The organism is Burkholderia gladioli (assembly GCF_000959725.1).
In the GTDB taxonomy this organism is placed as follows: Bacteria; Pseudomonadota; Gammaproteobacteria; order Burkholderiales; family Burkholderiaceae; genus Burkholderia; species Burkholderia gladioli.
This window is the reverse complement of the sequence record NZ_CP009322.1, coordinates 45,624-62,158: the sequence shown is the minus strand read 5'-3', so window position 1 is coordinate 62,158 and position 16,535 is coordinate 45,624. Positions and strand designations below refer to the sequence as shown.

Sequence of the window (16,535 nt, the reverse complement as noted above, 5' to 3'; positions counted from 1 at the left end):
GCCCGCACTCGAAAGCAGAACGAAAGACATCGGGCGGCTTCCTGCAATGTCATCAAACTGCCTAAGTCGCGGCGCTAGGATCGGGCGATCCCCGCAACCCACCTCCCCTGCCCGCCATGAATCAACCTGCGTCGTCCTCAGTCGACCTCGGCCGCTCGCGGCATCTCGGTCTGGTGATCTTCTTCGTCGTGCTCGTCGCCGGTGGCGCCTACGTGCTCAGCCACCTGCTCGCCGATCTCGCCCCGGTCGGCGAACACTCGATCTTCCCCTACCTGCTGCTCGGCACGGCGCTGCTGATCGCGCTCGGTTTCGAGTTCGTCAACGGCTTCCACGACACGGCCAACGCGGTCGCCACCGTGATCTACACGCATTCGCTGACCCCGAACGTCGCCGTGGTCTGGTCGGGGCTGTGGAATTTCGCCGGGGTGCTGCTCTCCAGCGGCGCGGTCGCGTTTGGCATCCTGCAACTGCTGCCGGTCGAGCTGATCCTGCAGGTCGGCAGCGGCGCCGGCTTCGCGATGGTGTTCGCGCTGCTGATCGCGGCCATCGTCTGGAACCTCGCCACCTGGTACTTCGGCCTGCCCTCCTCGAGCTCGCACACGCTGATCGGCTCGATTATCGGCGTGGGCCTGATGAACCAGCTGATGCACGGCGCCTCGGGCACCAGCGGCGTGGACTGGAGCCAGGCGCTCGGCGTCGGCAAGTCGCTGCTGTTCTCGCCGATCGTCGGCTTCCTGTTCGCCGGCCTGCTGCTGCTGATCCTCAAGGCCGTGCTGAAGGTGCCCGCGCTCTACAAGGAGCCGCCCAAGGACCAGGCGCCGCCGTTCTGGATCCGCTGCCTGCTGATCCTGACCTGCACCGGCGTGTCCTTCGCGCACGGCTCGAACGACGGCCAGAAGGGCATGGGCCTGATCATGCTGATCCTGATCGGCACCGTGCCGACCGCCTATGCGCTGAACAAGGCCGTCACGCCGGCCGAGTCGCAGACCTTCATCGCCGTCGCGCACCAGGCCGCGGCCTCCTTCGGCAAGTACACCAACGGCATCGCGGCGCCGGCCAACTCGCGCCAGGCGGTCGAGACCTATGTGCAGACGCGCGAGCTGAAGCCGGAAACGCTGCCGGCCGTGCAGCAACTGTCGAACTCGCTGGCGGCCGCGGTCGGCTCGACGGGCTCGATCGCGAGCGTGCCGCAAGGCGATGTCGACAACCTGCGCAACACCATGTACCTGGTGTCGGAAGCGATCCGCCTGATGGAGAAGGCCAAGCAGCCGGCCTTCTCCGCCGACGATCACGCCGCGATCGACAACTATCGCCAGCAGCTCGATCACGCCACCAAGTTCATCCCGACCTGGGTCAAGGTGGCCGTCGCGCTGGCGCTCGGCCTGGGCACCATGGTGGGCTGGAAGCGCATCGTGGTGACGGTCGGCGAGAAGATCGGCAAGCAGCACCTGACCTATGGCCAGGGCGCCTCGGCCGAGGCGGTCGCGATGATCACGATCGGCGCCGCCGACATGTACGGGCTGCCGGTGTCGACCACCCACGTGCTGTCCTCGGGCGTGGCGGGCACCATGGCGGCGAACGGCTCGGGCCTGCAATGGTCGACCGTGCGCAGCCTGATCATGGCCTGGGTGCTGACGCTGCCGGCCTCGATCGCGCTGGCCGGCCTGCTGTATTGGGTGTTCCACTCGCTGTTCTGATCCGGCACGCCGGGCGCCGTGCATGACGGCGCGGAAATACAGCGCAAGAATCGGGGCGCGTCGCGCCCCGCCGGTCGATAGGATGGTCGCCCTGACGTATGGATGCGGAGCGCCATCATGACTGCCTGCCCCGAGCGACGCCGCGCGGTGTCGCTTCCCTCCCCGCTCGATTGGGCCGATCCGGTGCTGGCCGGCGCACTCGCGCCGGCCTCGCTCGATTGGGCCGCGATTCGCGACGCGCTGAACGCGCATGGCGTGGCGGTCGTGAAAGGCCTGCTGGATCGACGCGCCTGCGATGCGCTGATCGCCGCTTATGACGACGAGGCGCGTTATCGAAGCCGGGTGGTGATGGCTCGTCATGGCTTCGGTCGCGGCGAGTATCGCTACTTCGCCTATCCGCTGCCGGATGGGCTGGCTCGCTTGCGTCGCGAGATGTATGCGCCGCTCGCGCCGATCGCCAACGACTGGCATCGCGCGCTCGGCATCGAGTCGCGCTTCCCGGCCGAGCACGAGGCCTTTCTCGCGCGCTGTCATGCGGCCGGTCAGTCGAGGCCCACGCCGTTGATCCTGCGCTACGGGGATGGCGACTACAACTGCCTGCACCAGGACCTGTATGGCGAGCACGTGTTTCCGCTGCAGGTCGCCGTCCTGCTGTCCCAGCCGGGCGAGGATTTCACCGGCGGCGAATTCGTGCTGACCGAGCAGCGGCCGCGCATGCAGTCACGCGTGGAGGTGGTGCCGCTCGCGCGCGGCGATGCGGCGATCTTCGCCGTGCATGGACGGCCGCAGCAAGGCGTGCGCGGCGTCTATCGTGTGAATCTGCGGCATGGCGTGAGCCGGCTGCGCAGCGGACATCGGCATACGCTGGGCCTGATCTTCCACGACGCCGAGTGAGCCGGGTTCAGCTCTTCGACACACTCGCGCGCAGGCGATCGCCGGCGTTGGCGGCGAGACGCGCGTAACCGGGCAGCGTCAGCAGCGCGAGCACGCCGGCGGCCAGGAAGGCCCAGCGGAAATCGGCCATCACGTAGTGCGTGCCGGTTTCGTCGCCGCGCATCAGCGAGGCGAGGCGCAGCGACATCGCGCCGAAAGCGATGCCCATGCCGATCGTCATCTGCTGCGCGGCGCTCGACAGCGTGCTGGCGGCGCTGGTCTGCTTCGGCGGGACGTCGGCGAAGGCCAGGGTGGCCAGCGTCGAGAACTGCATCGAGCGCGACAGGCCGTAGACGAACACCACGAACAGCGTGATCACCAGCGGCGTGGAGGCCGTGAGCCAGCCGCAGGCGATGGTCGCGAAGCCGGCGATCGTGACGTCGACCAGCGCGACGCGGCGGAAGCCGAAGCGGTCGAGAATCCACGAGGTCAGCGCCTTCATGCCGAGATTGCCGGTCGCGCTGGCCAGCAGCAGCAGGCCGGACTGGAATGGCGACATGCCGAAGCCGACCTGGAACAGCAGCGGCTGCAGGTAGGGCACCGCGTTGATCGCGATCCGCGTGATCGAGCCGGTGAAGATGGTCACGGAAAAGGTCGGCACCTTCAGCGTGCTGAAATCGAGCAAGGGATGCGGCGTGCGCTGCGCGTGCCACCAGGCGAGCGCACCGAACACGACGGCGGCCATGATCAGGCCCAGCGCTTCCATGAAGTGCGCATCCTGCTGGCCGAGCGCTTCGGTGCCGCACAGCACGCAGGTCAGTGTCGCGCCCGACAGGATGAAGCCGAGCCAGTCGAGCGGACGTGCCTCCTCGGCGCGTTCGTTCCTCACCAGCAGCAGCACGCAGGCGAGCGCGGCGATGCCGAGCGGCACGTTGAGCAGGAAGATCCAGCGCCAGGATGCGTAGGTGGTGATGAAGCCGCCGACGGGCGGCCCGACCACGGGAGCGACGATGCCCGGCCAGGTGATGGTCGCGATGGCGCGCATCAGCTGGGCCTTGTCGGTGCTGCGTACCACGATCATGCGGCCGACCGGCACCATCATCGCGCCTCCGATGCCCTGCAGCAGACGCGCGGCCGTGAAGGTGCCGACGCCGTCGGACATGCCGCACAGCACGGATGCAATGGTGAACACGGCGATGGCGGAGCCGAACACGGTGCGCGAGCCGAAACGATCGGCGATCCAGCCGCTGATCGGAATGAACACGGCGAGCGCCAGCATGTAGGCGGTCATGCCGAGACTGAGCGCATTCGGGCCGACGCCGAACGACCTGGCCATCTGCGGCAAGGCGGTGGCGATGACGGTCGTGTCGAGATACTCCATGAAGAACGTGGCGGCCACGAGATACGGGAGGAAACCTGTCGTCGGGCGACGATCCACGTTGGAGTCGGTCATGCGCTTGATCGAGCGGAGGATAGTGGGAGCCGGCGAGGCGTGCCGAGCGGCGATGGTACTCCGAATGATACGCACGCGAGCTTTCGCCCGCGTGTCGATGCGGGTTTTATCGACGACGCGGGTCCATCAGGGGTGCATTCATCCAGGAATTCGGGAAACGCGCGACGCAGGTGCCGCGCGCGGCGACGCTCAGACCTCGGTCGCCAGCAGCGCGTCGCGCTGGTCCTGTGTCAGCAGCTCGAGTTCGACGCTCGATTCGCCATGGAAAATCATCGAACCATATACCTCAGCGAGACAACTGCTCGCGCTGTCGAGCGCGTAGTCCTCGTCGATCTCGGCGGGCAGATGAATTTCACGCCATGCATTGATCGCGGATTCGATCCTTACGATGGAAATCGGCTGGGTCGTCTTATCGCTGGAAGTTGCAGTCATGGTTCCTTGCTGATTATCCCGTTGGATAGCTGCGATTAATCGGCGAATAAATCGTGAATCAGACGGGGCAATTGAATTAGACCGGATGGCGGATGCAATTCGTTCCGCATCGGGGACGCGTAGCATACCATCGCGCACGACTAATCCAGACAGGGATAAGGGATTTGAATTGGATTAGTTTTCTGGCGGCTGGAAAGACAAAACCCCCACTGCCTTGAGGCAACGGGGGTTGTCATGAAGGGAAGCCTGACGATTACCTACTTTCACACGGGCAATCCGCACTATCATCGGCGTGGAGTCGTTTCACGGTCCTGTTCGGGATGGGAAGGGGTGGTACCGACTCGCTATGGTCATCAGGCTAAAGGGGTTGTCGCGTCGCTATGAGCGCCACGACCAATCTCGAAGAAGTAGTAACGGGGTTGTGTGTATCAGCACACGAGACTCCATCTGTATGACCTGTCGCGCTCCAAGATCCTGAGCTTGGGCTCAGGACGGGATAATCGCGGTGCCTTGGCACCTGCGAACATCGGCGCAGACTGGTTATAGGATCAAGCCTTACGGGCAATTAGTATCAGTTAGCTGAACGCATTACTGCGCTTACACACCTGACCTATCAACGTCCTGGTCTCGAACGACCCTTCAAGGAGGTCAAGCCTCCAGGGATATCTCATCTTAAGGCGAGTTTCCCGCTTAGATGCTTTCAGCGGTTATCTCTTCCGAACATAGCTACCCGGCGATGCCACTGGCGTGACAACCGGTACACCAGAGGTTCGTCCACTCCGGTCCTCTCGTACTAGGAGCAGCCCCCTTCAAATATCCAACGCCCACGGCAGATAGGGACCAAACTGTCTCACGACGTTTTAAACCCAGCTCACGTACCTCTTTAAATGGCGAACAGCCATACCCTTGGGACCGGCTACAGCCCCAGGATGAGATGAGCCGACATCGAGGTGCCAAACACCGCCGTCGATATGAACTCTTGGGCGGTATCAGCCTGTTATCCCCAGAGTACCTTTTATCCGTTGAGCGATGGCCCTTCCATACAGAACCACCGGATCACTATGACCTGCTTTCGCACCTGCTCGACTTGTCGGTCTCGCAGTTAAGCACGCTTATGCCATTGCACTATCAGCACGATTTCCGACCGTACCTAGCGTACCTTCGTACTCCTCCGTTACACTTTGGGAGGAGACCGCCCCAGTCAAACTGCCTACCATGCACTGTCCCCGACCCGGATCACGGGCCAAGGTTAGAACCTCAAACAAACCAGGGTGGTATTTCAAGGACGGCTCCACCGAAACTAGCGTTCCGGTTTCATAGCCTCCCACCTATCCTACACAGATCGGTTCAAAGTCCAATGCAAAGCTACAGTAAAGGTTCATGGGGTCTTTCCGTCTAGCCGCGGGGAGATTGCATCATCACAAACACTTCAACTTCGCTGAGTCTCGGGAGGAGACAGTGTGGCCATCGTTACGCCATTCGTGCAGGTCGGAACTTACCCGACAAGGAATTTCGCTACCTTAGGACCGTTATAGTTACGGCCGCCGTTTACCGGGACTTCAATCAAGAGCTTGCACCCCATCATTTAATCTTCCGGCACCGGGCAGGCGTCACACCCTATACGTCCACTTTCGTGTTTGCAGAGTGCTGTGTTTTTATTAAACAGTCGCAGCCACCAGTTTATTGCAACCCCTTCACCCTTCTGGCGCAGGCCAGTCAAGCTACAGGGGCGTACCTTATCCCGAAGTTACGGTACCAATTTGCCGAGTTCCTTCTCCCGAGTTCTCTCAAGCGCCTTAGAATACTCATCTCGCCCACCTGTGTCGGTTTGCGGTACGGTCACTGTTAAACTGAAGCTTAGAGGCTTTTCTGGAACCACTTCCAATTGCTTCGCTTCCTAAGAAGCTCGCGCCACGCCCTTGAATTCTGCACCCGGATTTGCCTAAGTGCCTTCTCCAACGCAGCGACCGGGACTTCCAACACCCGGACAACCTTCCGCGATCCGTCCCCCCATCGCATTTAACAATGGTGCAGGAATATTGACCTGCTTCCCATCAGCTACGCATTTCTGCCTCGCCTTAGGGGCCGACTCACCCTACGCCGATGAACGTTGCGTAGGAAACCTTGGGCTTACGGCGAGGGGGCCTTTCACCCCTTTATCGCTACTCATGTCAGCATTCGCACTTCCGATACCTCCAGCACACTTTACAATGCACCTTCGCAGGCTTACGGAACGCTCTCCTACCATGCATATAAATATGCATCCGCAGCTTCGGTATATAGCTTAGCCCCGTTACATCTTCCGCGCAGGACGACTCGATCAGTGAGCTATTACGCTTTCTTTAAAGGGTGGCTGCTTCTAAGCCAACCTCCTGACTGTTTTAGCCTTCCCACTTCGTTTCCCACTTAGCTATATTTGGGGACCTTAGCTGGCGGTCTGGGTTGTTTCCCTCTTGACACCGGACGTTAGCACCCGATGTCTGTCTCCCGTGATTGCACTCTTCGGTATTCGGAGTTTGCTATGGCGGGGTAATCCGCAATGGACCCCCCAACCATGACAGTGCTCTACCCCCGAAGGTGAGACACGAGGCACTACCTAAATAGTTTTCGGAGAGAACCAGCTATTTCCAAGTTTGTTTAGCCTTTCACCCCTATCCACAGCTCATCCCCTAACTTTTCAACGTTAGTGGGTTCGGACCTCCAGTACGTGTTACCGCACCTTCATCCTGGCCATGGATAGATCACTTGGTTTCGGGTCTACGCCCAGCAACTGAACGCCCTATTCGGACTCGCTTTCGCTACGCCTGCCCTATTCGGTTAAGCTTGCTACTGAACGTAAGTCGCTGACCCATTATACAAAAGGTACGCCGTCACCCCTTACGAGGCTCCGACTGTTTGTATGCATGCGGTTTCAGGATCTATTTCACTCCCCTCCCGGGGTTCTTTTCGCCTTTCCCTCACGGTACTGGTTCACTATCGGTCGATCACGAGTATTTAGCCTTGGAGGATGGTCCCCCCATCTTCAGACAGGATTTCACGTGTCCCGCCCTACTTGTCGTACACCTAGTTCTTTCATACTGTTTTCGTCTACAGGGCTATCACCTGCTATGGCCGCACTTTCCAGAGCGTTCGACTAACAATACAAATAAAGAGTACAGGCTCTTCCCATTTCGCTCGCCACTACTTTGGGAATCTCGGTTGATTTCTTTTCCTGCGGTTACTTAGATGTTTCAGTTCACCGCGTTCGCTTCACATAGCCTATGTATTCAGCTATGGATACTCCAAAAGGAGTGGGTTCCCCATTCGGACATCTACGGATCAAAGCTCGTTTGCCAGCTCCCCGTAGCTTTTCGCAGGCTACCGCGTCCTTCATCGCCTGTGATCGCCAAGGCATCCACCACATGCACTTGTTCGCTTGACCCTATAACGAGTCTGTCTCGCTTTCGCTTGACAGGCCGCTACAGGTTGAGTTCTCGCATTTGTGCCGTATTCCAATTGAGCCGAACATGAAGTTCGAATCATCTTGAGATACATCGATACAATCACAACCCGGATAGTTTCCACGCCCATCTCAATAGACGCTTCCGCTATCCAAATTACTACTTCTTCTAGATTGTTAAAGAACGACAGCCGATATCTTTCAATATCCTCTGACTGGCTCAATCGCCAATGACAAAGACTCGAGTCAACTGACCCGAACGTTTGTCATTGAAGATTGGTGGAGGCAGACGGGATCGAACCGACGACCCCCTGCTTGCAAAGCAGGTGCTCTCCCAGCTGAGCTATGCCCCCATACAGAGACGTCTCAGGTTTCTACCGCCAGACAATTGGTGGGTCTGGTTGGATTCGAACCAACGACCCCCGCCTTATCAAGACGGTGCTCTAACCGACTGAGCTACAGACCCCTGAGTCTGTCTTGATTTACAGCCGATAAGCGTGAACGCTCAACTTTCGCGGTATTAGCTCGAGAAAGGAGGTGATCCAGCCGCACCTTCCGATACGGCTACCTTGTTACGACTTCACCCCAGTCATGAATCCTACCGTGGTGACCGTCCTCCTTGCGGTTAGACTAGCCACTTCTGGTAAAACCCACTCCCATGGTGTGACGGGCGGTGTGTACAAGACCCGGGAACGTATTCACCGCGGCATGCTGATCCGCGATTACTAGCGATTCCAGCTTCATGCACTCGAGTTGCAGAGTGCAATCCGGACTACGATCGGTTTTCTGGGATTAGCTCCCCCTCGCGGGTTGGCGACCCTCTGTTCCGACCATTGTATGACGTGTGAAGCCCTACCCATAAGGGCCATGAGGACTTGACGTCATCCCCACCTTCCTCCGGTTTGTCACCGGCAGTCTCCCTAGAGTGCTCTTGCGTAGCAACTAAGGACAAGGGTTGCGCTCGTTGCGGGACTTAACCCAACATCTCACGACACGAGCTGACGACAGCCATGCAGCACCTGTGTATCGGTTCTCTTTCGAGCACTCCCAGATCTCTCTAGGATTCCGACCATGTCAAGGGTAGGTAAGGTTTTTCGCGTTGCATCGAATTAATCCACATCATCCACCGCTTGTGCGGGTCCCCGTCAATTCCTTTGAGTTTTAATCTTGCGACCGTACTCCCCAGGCGGTCAACTTCACGCGTTAGCTACGTTACTAAGGAAATGAATCCCCAACAACTAGTTGACATCGTTTAGGGCGTGGACTACCAGGGTATCTAATCCTGTTTGCTCCCCACGCTTTCGTGCATGAGCGTCAGTATTGGCCCAGGGGGCTGCCTTCGCCATCGGTATTCCTCCACATCTCTACGCATTTCACTGCTACACGTGGAATTCTACCCCCCTCTGCCATACTCTAGCTTGCCAGTCACCAATGCAGTTCCCAGGTTGAGCCCGGGGATTTCACATCGGTCTTAACAAACCGCCTGCGCACGCTTTACGCCCAGTAATTCCGATTAACGCTCGCACCCTACGTATTACCGCGGCTGCTGGCACGTAGTTAGCCGGTGCTTATTCTTCCGGTACCGTCATCCCCGAAGGATATTAGCCCTCAGGATTTCTTTCCGGACAAAAGTGCTTTACAACCCGAAGGCCTTCTTCACACACGCGGCATTGCTGGATCAGGCTTTCGCCCATTGTCCAAAATTCCCCACTGCTGCCTCCCGTAGGAGTCTGGGCCGTGTCTCAGTCCCAGTGTGGCTGGTCGTCCTCTCAGACCAGCTACTGATCGTCGCCTTGGTGGGCCTTTACCCCACCAACTAGCTAATCAGCCATCGGCCAACCCTATAGCGCGAGGCCCGAAGGTCCCCCGCTTTCATCCGTGGATCGTATGCGGTATTAATCCGGCTTTCGCCGGGCTATCCCCCACTACAGGACATGTTCCGATGTATTACTCACCCGTTCGCCACTCGCCACCAGGTGCAAGCACCCGTGCTGCCGTTCGACTTGCATGTGTAAGGCATGCCGCCAGCGTTCAATCTGAGCCAGGATCAAACTCTTCAGTTCAATACCTGTTACTGTTTTCGGTTCTAATGAACCGGTCGCTCACTCAAAGCTGACAGGTTAATGAATTGCTTCACAAACCTGACTTACTTTTGTGTGAGACTCTTGATACTTTTGCTGACCTGATCCGGAGATCAGGACCGCTGCCATCAAGCGTCCACACTTATCGGCTGTAGATTTTTAAAGAGCGTATCTGCGAAGCAACTTGGTTTCTTCAGCAGCGCTGCGTTTTCAGCAGCAGAGAAGCGAGATTATGATCAACATTTCGCAGCGCGTCAACTACTTTTTTCAGCGCCGCGATCAACTCACTGCGTCGATCACTTCTCAGCTAAACGAGCCAGCTGCCGATCCAACCTAGCGCTCAACCCATCCAACCTTGCTTCCTCTTTCGCACCGCGTTTCCGTTAGCGCGAAAGAGGCGTGATTCTAAGCAGCCCATCGCCTTCCTGCAAGCGTTTTCGCAAAGAAAATGCATGAAGGGCGCCGCTCGCGCGGCGCTCTTCATGGCAACTCGTTGATACCAAAAGAAGAACCTGATTTCGACGCCTTCGAAACTCGCTATCGCGACACGTCGTGCGCCACGCGCGACGCAATCGTCATGAAGTGATCGAGAGATTTCGTGACGCCGCCAGCCCGCTTCGCACCGTCGTCCCAGCGACGCAGCCGAACCGCATCCTCGGCGTAAGGACGCTGCATGAAGGCCCGGGCATCCGCCTCACTATATATACCGCCCTGCAGCGCCAGGCTGCGCACCGAATCCTCGGACAGCGCCCGCGCGTAGCCCGGCTCGATCGCGCACAGACAGCGCTTCGCATCCACATGCAGGCGAATCGGCTCCAGCACCGCATCCGGGAACAGGCTGCGCAGAAACGGCAGCGCGTAATACTGATGCAGATCGTCGATACCACGCGCCGTCGGCGTCTCGCCCTGCTCGTTCAACAGATGTCCGAGATCGTGCAGCAGCGCGGCCGTGACCAGCGCATCGCCTGCGTGCTCGTCCTCCGCGAGTTGCGCGCTCTGCAAGGCATGCTCGAGCTGCGTCACCGGCTCGCCGCTATAGGCAGTGCCACCCTTGTGCTCGAACAGCGTGCGGATATCGTCCAGCGTCAATGCCACGTCCCTGCTCCTTCCTTTCCAGTCACCACTACCCAAAGACAAGACCGCCGCTCAGCCCGCATGCATCGCCCGCTCCGGCACCCGCAGCGCGCGCTCGAAGGCGAAATCGTCGCCGCGCACCGCGTGATTGAGCGCGAGGTCGAACACGTCGAAGTTGCGCCAGCGCCGGCTGGCGTCGATCGAGGCGATCCGGCGGTTGAACAGCAGCGGCACCGCCTGCTCGCCGAAGCCGCCATGCGAACGCAGCGGCACGGTCAACGCCGAGAGATCGTGCTCACGCTCACGCCGCCCCAGCACGAAGTCATCGCGCGCAATCACCACCACCTCGCCGATCCGGTCGGCCGGCAATTCGAAACAGGCCGCCGCCTCATTCCGGCCCATCGCCAGGGCAACGCCGTCCAGCCCTCGCAACAGCGCGACCACATCGTCCGCATCGAGATCGGGCGGAAGGTGGATCGTCGCGAACGAACCCAGCGCGCCGTGATGCACCACATGCGGATCGGCGATCGGCAACACCACGCGCGTCGACGGAAAGTCGAGCCAGGCATCGAGCGCATCCTGCAAGTACGCGACCTGAGGTTTGCCCGTGCGCGCATCGTGCTTGGCGCTCATGCCGTGATCGGCGGTCAGGCCGATCACCCAGCCCAGCGCATCGAGCTGGGCGAGATACCGATCGACCATCGCATGGAACGCATTGGCCTCGACGCTGCCGGGCGCCCATTTGCGCTGCACGTAATCATGCGTGGCCAGGTACATCAGGTCGACATTGCGCATCCTGGCAAGCCGCACACCGGCAGCCATCACGAATTCGGACAGCGCCGGACTATAGACATAGGGCGAAGGCAGGCCGACCAGGTCGAGCGCATCGGCGATGCCGTTCTCGGCCAGCGAAGCCTGCGCCGCCTTCTCCGCCGAGAAGCGGATGCCCTTCAGCCCCGCGCCGAGCAGCCGACGCAGCTTGTCCTTGGCCGTCACCACCGCAACCCGCGCGCCGGCGCGAGCCGCCGCGGCGAGCACGGTTTCGGCACGCACGTCGGCGGCGCCATGCAGGGCGATATCGGCACCCTCGCCGCCGAACGCCAGCGGATCGCGCACGGTATTGCCGCAGATTCCATGCAGCGACGGCGGCACGCCACAGGCGATCGAAACCTGGTTGGCATGCGTCAGCGCCGGCACCACACCGTCGGCGCCGAACGACGCCCCTTCGCGCATCATGCGCGCGATGAAGGGCGTAACGCCGGCGCTCAGCGCGGCGTCGAGATAATCGGGCGAACTGCCGCCGAGGCAAACGACAGCGGTCGGCGCGACGGGTAGACGATAACGACGTCCGTTGACGTCGATCGTTTCGTGAGTCGGCTTCAGCATGGCTCCTCCATCATCTCGACGCAGCGGCGGCCTCCGCCGCCGCTCGCGCTACTGGCGCCGCAGTCGCGGCACGCGCGCGGCGATCAGCATCAACGCCGCCAGCGAGGCCACCAGCATCAGCAGCGACAGCGCCGAAGCCGGTAGGTAATAACCGCGCTCGACCTGGCCGATCACCACGATCGGCACGGTGGCGAAGCCCGGCGGATAGACGGTCATGGTCGCGCCCAGCTCGCCGAGCGAGAGCGCGAAGCCGAGCGCGAGGCTGGCGCGCAACGCCGGCACCAGTTGCGGCAGCAGCACCCGGCGCAGCACCATCGACGGCGGCGCCCCGAGGCTGGCCGCGGCCTCGCGCAGGATGGTCAGCTCGGGCCGCAGCGCGGCGGCCGCGCAGCGATAGCAGAACGGCAGGATCAGCGCGAGCTGCACCAGCACCACGATGGCCGCCGAGCTCGACAGGTCGACGGGCTTCTGGTGATAGGCGATCAGCACGGCCAGCCCCAGCACCACGCTCGGCACGCCGTTCGGCAGCATCACCAGCGCGTCGACCAGGGCCCCGAGCCGCCCCCGCGCACGTCCCTCGAGCGCCAGCGCGAGCCACAGCCCCAGCACGGTGCCGATCACGGCAACGCCGAAACCGATCTCGAGACTGGTTGCGAGCGCATCGAATTCCGGCTGGCCGAGCCGCTCGAACCAGCGCAGGCTGTAGCCGGACGGCAGGATGGTGCCCGACCAGCGCGTGGCCACACTCGACAGCGCGACCACCACCACCGGCAGCACGAACAGCCAGAAGCAGGCGAATGCGGCCAGTCCGAGCGCGACGCGCGAAGCATGCTTGAGCAGCGTATCGGACCAGCCGGGTTCGGCACGCGCCACCGGCGAGCCGCCCAGACCAAATTCAGCGGACATGCTGCCCTCCTCCCATCGCGCGGCGATTCATCCGGCGGTAAAGCGCGTAAAGCGTGAGCGACATCGCGAGCATCACGACGGCGCCGGCCGCCGCGCTCGGCAGGTTGAGATCGACCGAGGCACTGGTATAGATCGCAACCGGCAAGGTGACCAGGCGCGCGCTGCCGAGCACCAGCAGGATCCCGAACTCGTTCAGGGTCAGCAGGAAACACAGGATCGTGCCGGCCGCGATGCCGGGCCAGGCGATCGGCAGGATCACGCGGCGCGCCAGCATCCAGCCGTTCGCGCCGAGGCTGCGCGCTGCCTCGACCAGCCGCATGTCGAGCGTCGCGAACGAAGCCAGCGTGGGCCTCACCACGAAGGGCGTATAGAACACCGTCTGCGCCAGGATCACGCCGCCGATGCCGAACAGGAAGTCGAGCGGCGGCGCATCGAGATGGAACAGGCGCTGCAGCGCGATGCCGATCGAACCTTGCGAACCGTAAAGAAAGATCAGCGTGAAGGCGACCAGGAACGACGGAAAGGCCACGTAGAGCTCGAGAAAACGCGTAATCAGCGAGGCGCCCGGAAACGGCCGGAAAAACAGCAGCGCCGCCAGCAGCACGCCGAGCACCGAGGCCGTCCCCGCGCTCACGCAGAGTACCCACAGCGTGGTGCCGAGCACGCCGCGCGTATCGGGATTGCCGAAGAAGCCGCCATAGGCGGCGAGCGTGAAGCCGTGATCGCCCGTCACGCTCAGCAGCAGCAGGCGCGCCAGCGGATAGAGCACCAGCGGCCCGAGCACGACCACCACCAGCACCAGCAGATGCAGGCGCCCATTGCGCCGGGCCCGTCGCGCCGCCTGCGCGTGCGCGGCGGTGGAGGCATCGCGGCGCGCGGCGGCAGCGCGATCGAGCTCGAGCTCAGGGGTCGATAAGGACGACATCATCCGCCTCGCAATGCAGGGAAACGCGCGAGCCGCGCTCCGGGCTCATGCCGCGGCCGCGCTGCAGGGTGACCAGCACCGGCTGGTCGGCCGCCGCGTCGAGCACCACCGACACGGACAACTCCGAGCCATGCCACTCGACCGAGGCGATGGTGCCGTTCAGGCCGCCGCTGCCGGGCGGCTGCAGCGTGAAGCGCTCGGGGCGCACGCAGGCGAGCTTGTCGCGCACGGTGTGCAGCGGATCGCCGATCGGATAGACGACCTGCGGGGGCAGCAGGTTCGCGGCGCCCAGGTAACGCGCCACGAAGCCGTCGCGCGGCTGGTCGTAAAGCTGCTGCGGCGTGCCGATCTGGGCGATGCGGCCGTCGCGCATCAGCAGCGCGCGATCGGACAGCACCAGCGCATCGTCGCGATCGTGCGTGACGCAGACGATGGTCAGGTTCGGCAGGCGCTCGTGCAGCGCCTTCAATTCGGTGCGCACCGAGGCGCGCAGGTTGGCGTCGAGCGCCGACAGCGGCTCGTCGAGCAGCAGCACGTCGGGCTCGATCACCAGCGCGCGGGCCAGCGCCACGCGCTGCTGCATGCCGCCCGAGAGCTGGGCCGGCATCACGTGTCCGGCATCGCCGAGCTGCACCAGCTTCAGCGCATCGGCCACGCGCCGGGCGATCTCGCCCGAGGACATGCGCCGCGCGCGCAGCCCGAAGGCGACGTTCTCGAACACCGACAGATGCGGGAACAACGCGTAGTTCTGGAACAGCAGGCCGAGATTGCGCTTGTGCGGCGGCGCATGGGTCAGGTCGCGGCCCGCCACGGTCAGCGTGCCGGTCAGGCCGTCGGCCTTCACGAACCCGGCGATGAAACGCAGCATGGTGGTCTTGCCGCAGCCGCTGCGGCCGAGCACGGTCAGCAGTTCCCCGGCGCCGATCGAGAGCGACAGGTCGTCGAGCACGGTGCGTGCGCCGTAGCGCACGCTCAGGTGCTCGATCTGCACGCCGCCCGGCGCGGCCGCGCGCAGCGACGCGCGCGGCTCTGCTGCGCCGAGCGCGCGGGGATGGATCAGGCTGGCGGTATTCACAGGCATCCCTCGTTAGCCGATCACTTCGGCTTGACGACTTCGGTTTCCTTGCCGGAGCTGCCGATCACGTCCTTCTTCCAGCGCTCGGTCCAGCCGGCCTTCTTGGCCATCACGGCATTCCAGTCCACCGGGATCAGCTTGACGCCCGAGATCGCGCGCTTCACGGCCTCGCCGTTCTTGCCCGTCAGCGGCACGTCGGTGCGGCCCGGGATGCCGTACATGTCCGGCACCTTCGACTGCACCTCGGTCGACATCAGGTAGTCGATCAGCTTCTTGCCGGCCTCGGTGTTCGGGCCGCCCTTGAACAGGCCGATCGCGTAAGGCAGCTGGAAGGTGGTCGGCGCATCGCCCGGCTTGGCGGCCAGGAACACCGGCTTGACCGACAGGCCGCCGTGCTCGGCGTCGTCGAGGTCCATCTGCAGATCGCCGTTGGCGACGCTGATCTCGTTGCGCGAGAGCAGCACGTTCAGGTAGCCCGTGCCCTTGGTGTGGAACTTGGCGCTGCGTTCGAGCTTGGCCAGGTAGTCGAAGGCGGCATCCTCGCCCATCAGCGTCGAGGTCAGGATGATCACGGCCATGCCGTCGCCGGCCGTGGCCGGGTTCGAGTAGGCGATCTTGCCGCTGTACTCGGGCGCGAGCAGGTCGGCGAAGGTCTTCGGCTGGTTCTTGACCACGTCCGGATTGATCGCGAACGAGAAGTAGTTGTTGACGAAGGTCGCCCAGGAACCGTCGGCCGCCTTGGCGATCGCCGGCACGTTCGCGTAGTTCGCGCTCTGGTAGTTCTGCAGCAGGCCGAGCTGGCCGGCTTGCTGGATGAACGGCGGCAGCGTCACCAGCACGTCGGCCTTCGGCGAATTCTTCTCGACGTTGGCGCGGTTCACCACTTCGCCGCTGCCCGCCGTCACGATGTTCACCTTCACGCCTTCCTTCTTCTCGAACGCCGGCAGCACGTCGCGATAGAGGTTTTCGAGGCCGTCGGCCGTGTACAGCACGACCGCGCCGGCCGCGTGCGCCGGCATGGCGATACCTTGCAGCAGGCCAGCCGCGCACGCCGCGAGCGCCAGCTTGCGCAACACCGTGCCGAAGGAATTCTGAAATGTCATCTCGCTTCTCCGTAGGGCGGATACAAAGTCGGGCCGGACTCCCGCCGGCGCCTGTCGTCGTCACGGGCCCGCGTTCGGCCCGGTTTCGCGC

General features: G+C 62.3%; 10 protein-coding genes, 2 tRNA genes and 3 rRNA genes. 2 read left to right on the top strand and 13 right to left on the bottom strand.

The annotated features are described in order from the left end of the window. Window positions 1–116 precede the first annotated feature (116 nt). Both BM43_RS01625 and BM43_RS01620 read left to right on the top strand, forming a co-directional pair. Window positions 117–1,697, top strand: a complete 1,581-nt coding sequence (locus BM43_RS01625) for an inorganic phosphate transporter (protein ID WP_036054451.1) — start codon at window positions 117–119, stop codon at window positions 1,695–1,697. A gap of 117 nt (window positions 1,698–1,814) precedes the next feature. Beyond that, window positions 1,815–2,591 (top strand): 2OG-Fe(II) oxygenase, encoded by a 777-nt coding sequence (locus BM43_RS01620; protein WP_230676363.1) that lies wholly within the window; start codon window positions 1,815–1,817, stop codon window positions 2,589–2,591. A gap of 7 nt (window positions 2,592–2,598) precedes the next feature. On the opposite strand, the gene BM43_RS01615 is transcribed toward BM43_RS01620, so the two are convergent. The 13 genes from BM43_RS01615 to phnS form a co-directional block, all read right to left on the bottom strand. Continuing rightward, window positions 2,599–4,023 carry a DHA2 family efflux MFS transporter permease subunit gene (locus BM43_RS01615; protein ID WP_036054454.1) on the bottom strand — a complete coding sequence of 475 codons (1,425 nt, stop codon included), beginning with the start codon at window positions 4,021–4,023 and terminating at the stop codon, window positions 2,599–2,601. 189 nt (window positions 4,024–4,212) lie between these two features. Then, window positions 4,213–4,455 (bottom strand): DUF3717 domain-containing protein, encoded by a 243-nt coding sequence (locus tag BM43_RS01610; RefSeq protein ID WP_013689375.1) that lies wholly within the window; start codon window positions 4,453–4,455, stop codon window positions 4,213–4,215. A 244-nt stretch (window positions 4,456–4,699) separates the two neighbouring features. After that, a 5S ribosomal RNA gene (gene rrf / locus BM43_RS01605) occupies window positions 4,700–4,813 on the bottom strand. 186 nt (window positions 4,814–4,999) lie between these two features. Beyond that, window positions 5,000–7,876, bottom strand: a 23S ribosomal RNA gene (locus tag BM43_RS01600). Between the two features lie 295 nt (window positions 7,877–8,171). Next, a tRNA-Ala gene (locus BM43_RS01595) sits at window positions 8,172–8,247 on the bottom strand. Window positions 8,248–8,283: 36 nt separating this feature from the next. Further along, window positions 8,284–8,360, bottom strand: a tRNA-Ile gene (locus BM43_RS01590). A gap of 64 nt (window positions 8,361–8,424) precedes the next feature. Further along, window positions 8,425–9,957 (bottom strand): 16S ribosomal RNA (locus BM43_RS01585). The 16S, 23S and 5S rRNA genes sit together here with 2 tRNA genes alongside, the layout of an rRNA operon. Window positions 9,958–10,512: 555 nt before the next feature. Beyond that, window positions 10,513–11,070: a phosphonate degradation HD-domain oxygenase gene (locus tag BM43_RS01580; protein ID WP_025100816.1), complete on the bottom strand. Its 558-nt coding sequence runs from the start codon at window positions 11,068–11,070 to the stop codon at window positions 10,513–10,515. A 51-nt stretch (window positions 11,071–11,121) separates the two neighbouring features. Continuing rightward, window positions 11,122–12,435: a phosphonoacetate hydrolase gene (phnA, locus tag BM43_RS01575; protein ID WP_036054456.1), complete on the bottom strand. Its 1,314-nt coding sequence runs from the start codon at window positions 12,433–12,435 to the stop codon at window positions 11,122–11,124. A 48-nt stretch (window positions 12,436–12,483) separates the two neighbouring features. Beyond that, complete coding sequence (gene phnV / locus BM43_RS01570) at window positions 12,484–13,341, bottom strand: 2-aminoethylphosphonate ABC transport system, membrane component PhnV (protein ID WP_036054457.1); 858 nt, start codon at window positions 13,339–13,341, stop codon at window positions 12,484–12,486. After that, window positions 13,331–14,266 carry a 2-aminoethylphosphonate ABC transporter permease subunit gene (gene phnU, locus BM43_RS01565; protein ID WP_036056966.1) on the bottom strand — a complete coding sequence of 312 codons (936 nt, stop codon included), beginning with the start codon at window positions 14,264–14,266 and terminating at the stop codon, window positions 13,331–13,333. The genes phnV and phnU overlap by 11 nt, the downstream gene beginning before the upstream one ends. Continuing rightward, window positions 14,244–15,347 carry a 2-aminoethylphosphonate ABC transport system ATP-binding subunit PhnT gene (gene phnT, locus BM43_RS01560; protein ID WP_036054458.1) on the bottom strand — a complete coding sequence of 368 codons (1,104 nt, stop codon included), beginning with the start codon at window positions 15,345–15,347 and terminating at the stop codon, window positions 14,244–14,246. Before phnT ends, phnU begins: the two co-directional genes overlap by 23 nt. Window positions 15,348–15,361: 14 nt before the next feature. Beyond that, window positions 15,362–16,444 carry a 2-aminoethylphosphonate ABC transporter substrate-binding protein gene (phnS, locus tag BM43_RS01555; RefSeq protein WP_017920134.1) on the bottom strand — a complete coding sequence of 361 codons (1,083 nt, stop codon included), beginning with the start codon at window positions 16,442–16,444 and terminating at the stop codon, window positions 15,362–15,364. Window positions 16,445–16,535 lie beyond the last annotated feature (91 nt).

What these genes read in the sequence shown, in the direction of transcription:
- BM43_RS01625 (WP_036054451.1), top strand. Translation starts at nt 117, where the DNA reads ATGAATCAACCTGCGTCGTCCTCAGTCGACCTCGGCCGCTCGCGGCAT.
- BM43_RS01620 (WP_230676363.1), top strand. Translation starts at nt 1,815, where the DNA reads ATGACTGCCTGCCCCGAGCGACGCCGCGCGGTGTCGCTTCCCTCCCCG.
- BM43_RS01615 (WP_036054454.1), bottom strand. Translation starts at nt 4,023, where the DNA reads ATGACCGACTCCAACGTGGATCGTCGCCCGACGACAGGTTTCCTCCCG.
- BM43_RS01610 (WP_013689375.1), bottom strand. Translation starts at nt 4,455, where the DNA reads ATGACTGCAACTTCCAGCGATAAGACGACCCAGCCGATTTCCATCGTA.
- phnA (WP_036054456.1), bottom strand. Translation starts at nt 12,435, where the DNA reads ATGCTGAAGCCGACTCACGAAACGATCGACGTCAACGGACGTCGTTAT.
- phnV (WP_036054457.1), bottom strand. Translation starts at nt 13,341, where the DNA reads ATGTCCGCTGAATTTGGTCTGGGCGGCTCGCCGGTGGCGCGTGCCGAA.
- phnU (WP_036056966.1), bottom strand. Translation starts at nt 14,266, where the DNA reads ATGTCGTCCTTATCGACCCCTGAGCTCGAGCTCGATCGCGCTGCCGCC.
- phnT (WP_036054458.1), bottom strand. Translation starts at nt 15,347, where the DNA reads ATGCCTGTGAATACCGCCAGCCTGATCCATCCCCGCGCGCTCGGCGCA.
- phnS (WP_017920134.1), bottom strand. Translation starts at nt 16,444, where the DNA reads ATGACATTTCAGAATTCCTTCGGCACGGTGTTGCGCAAGCTGGCGCTC.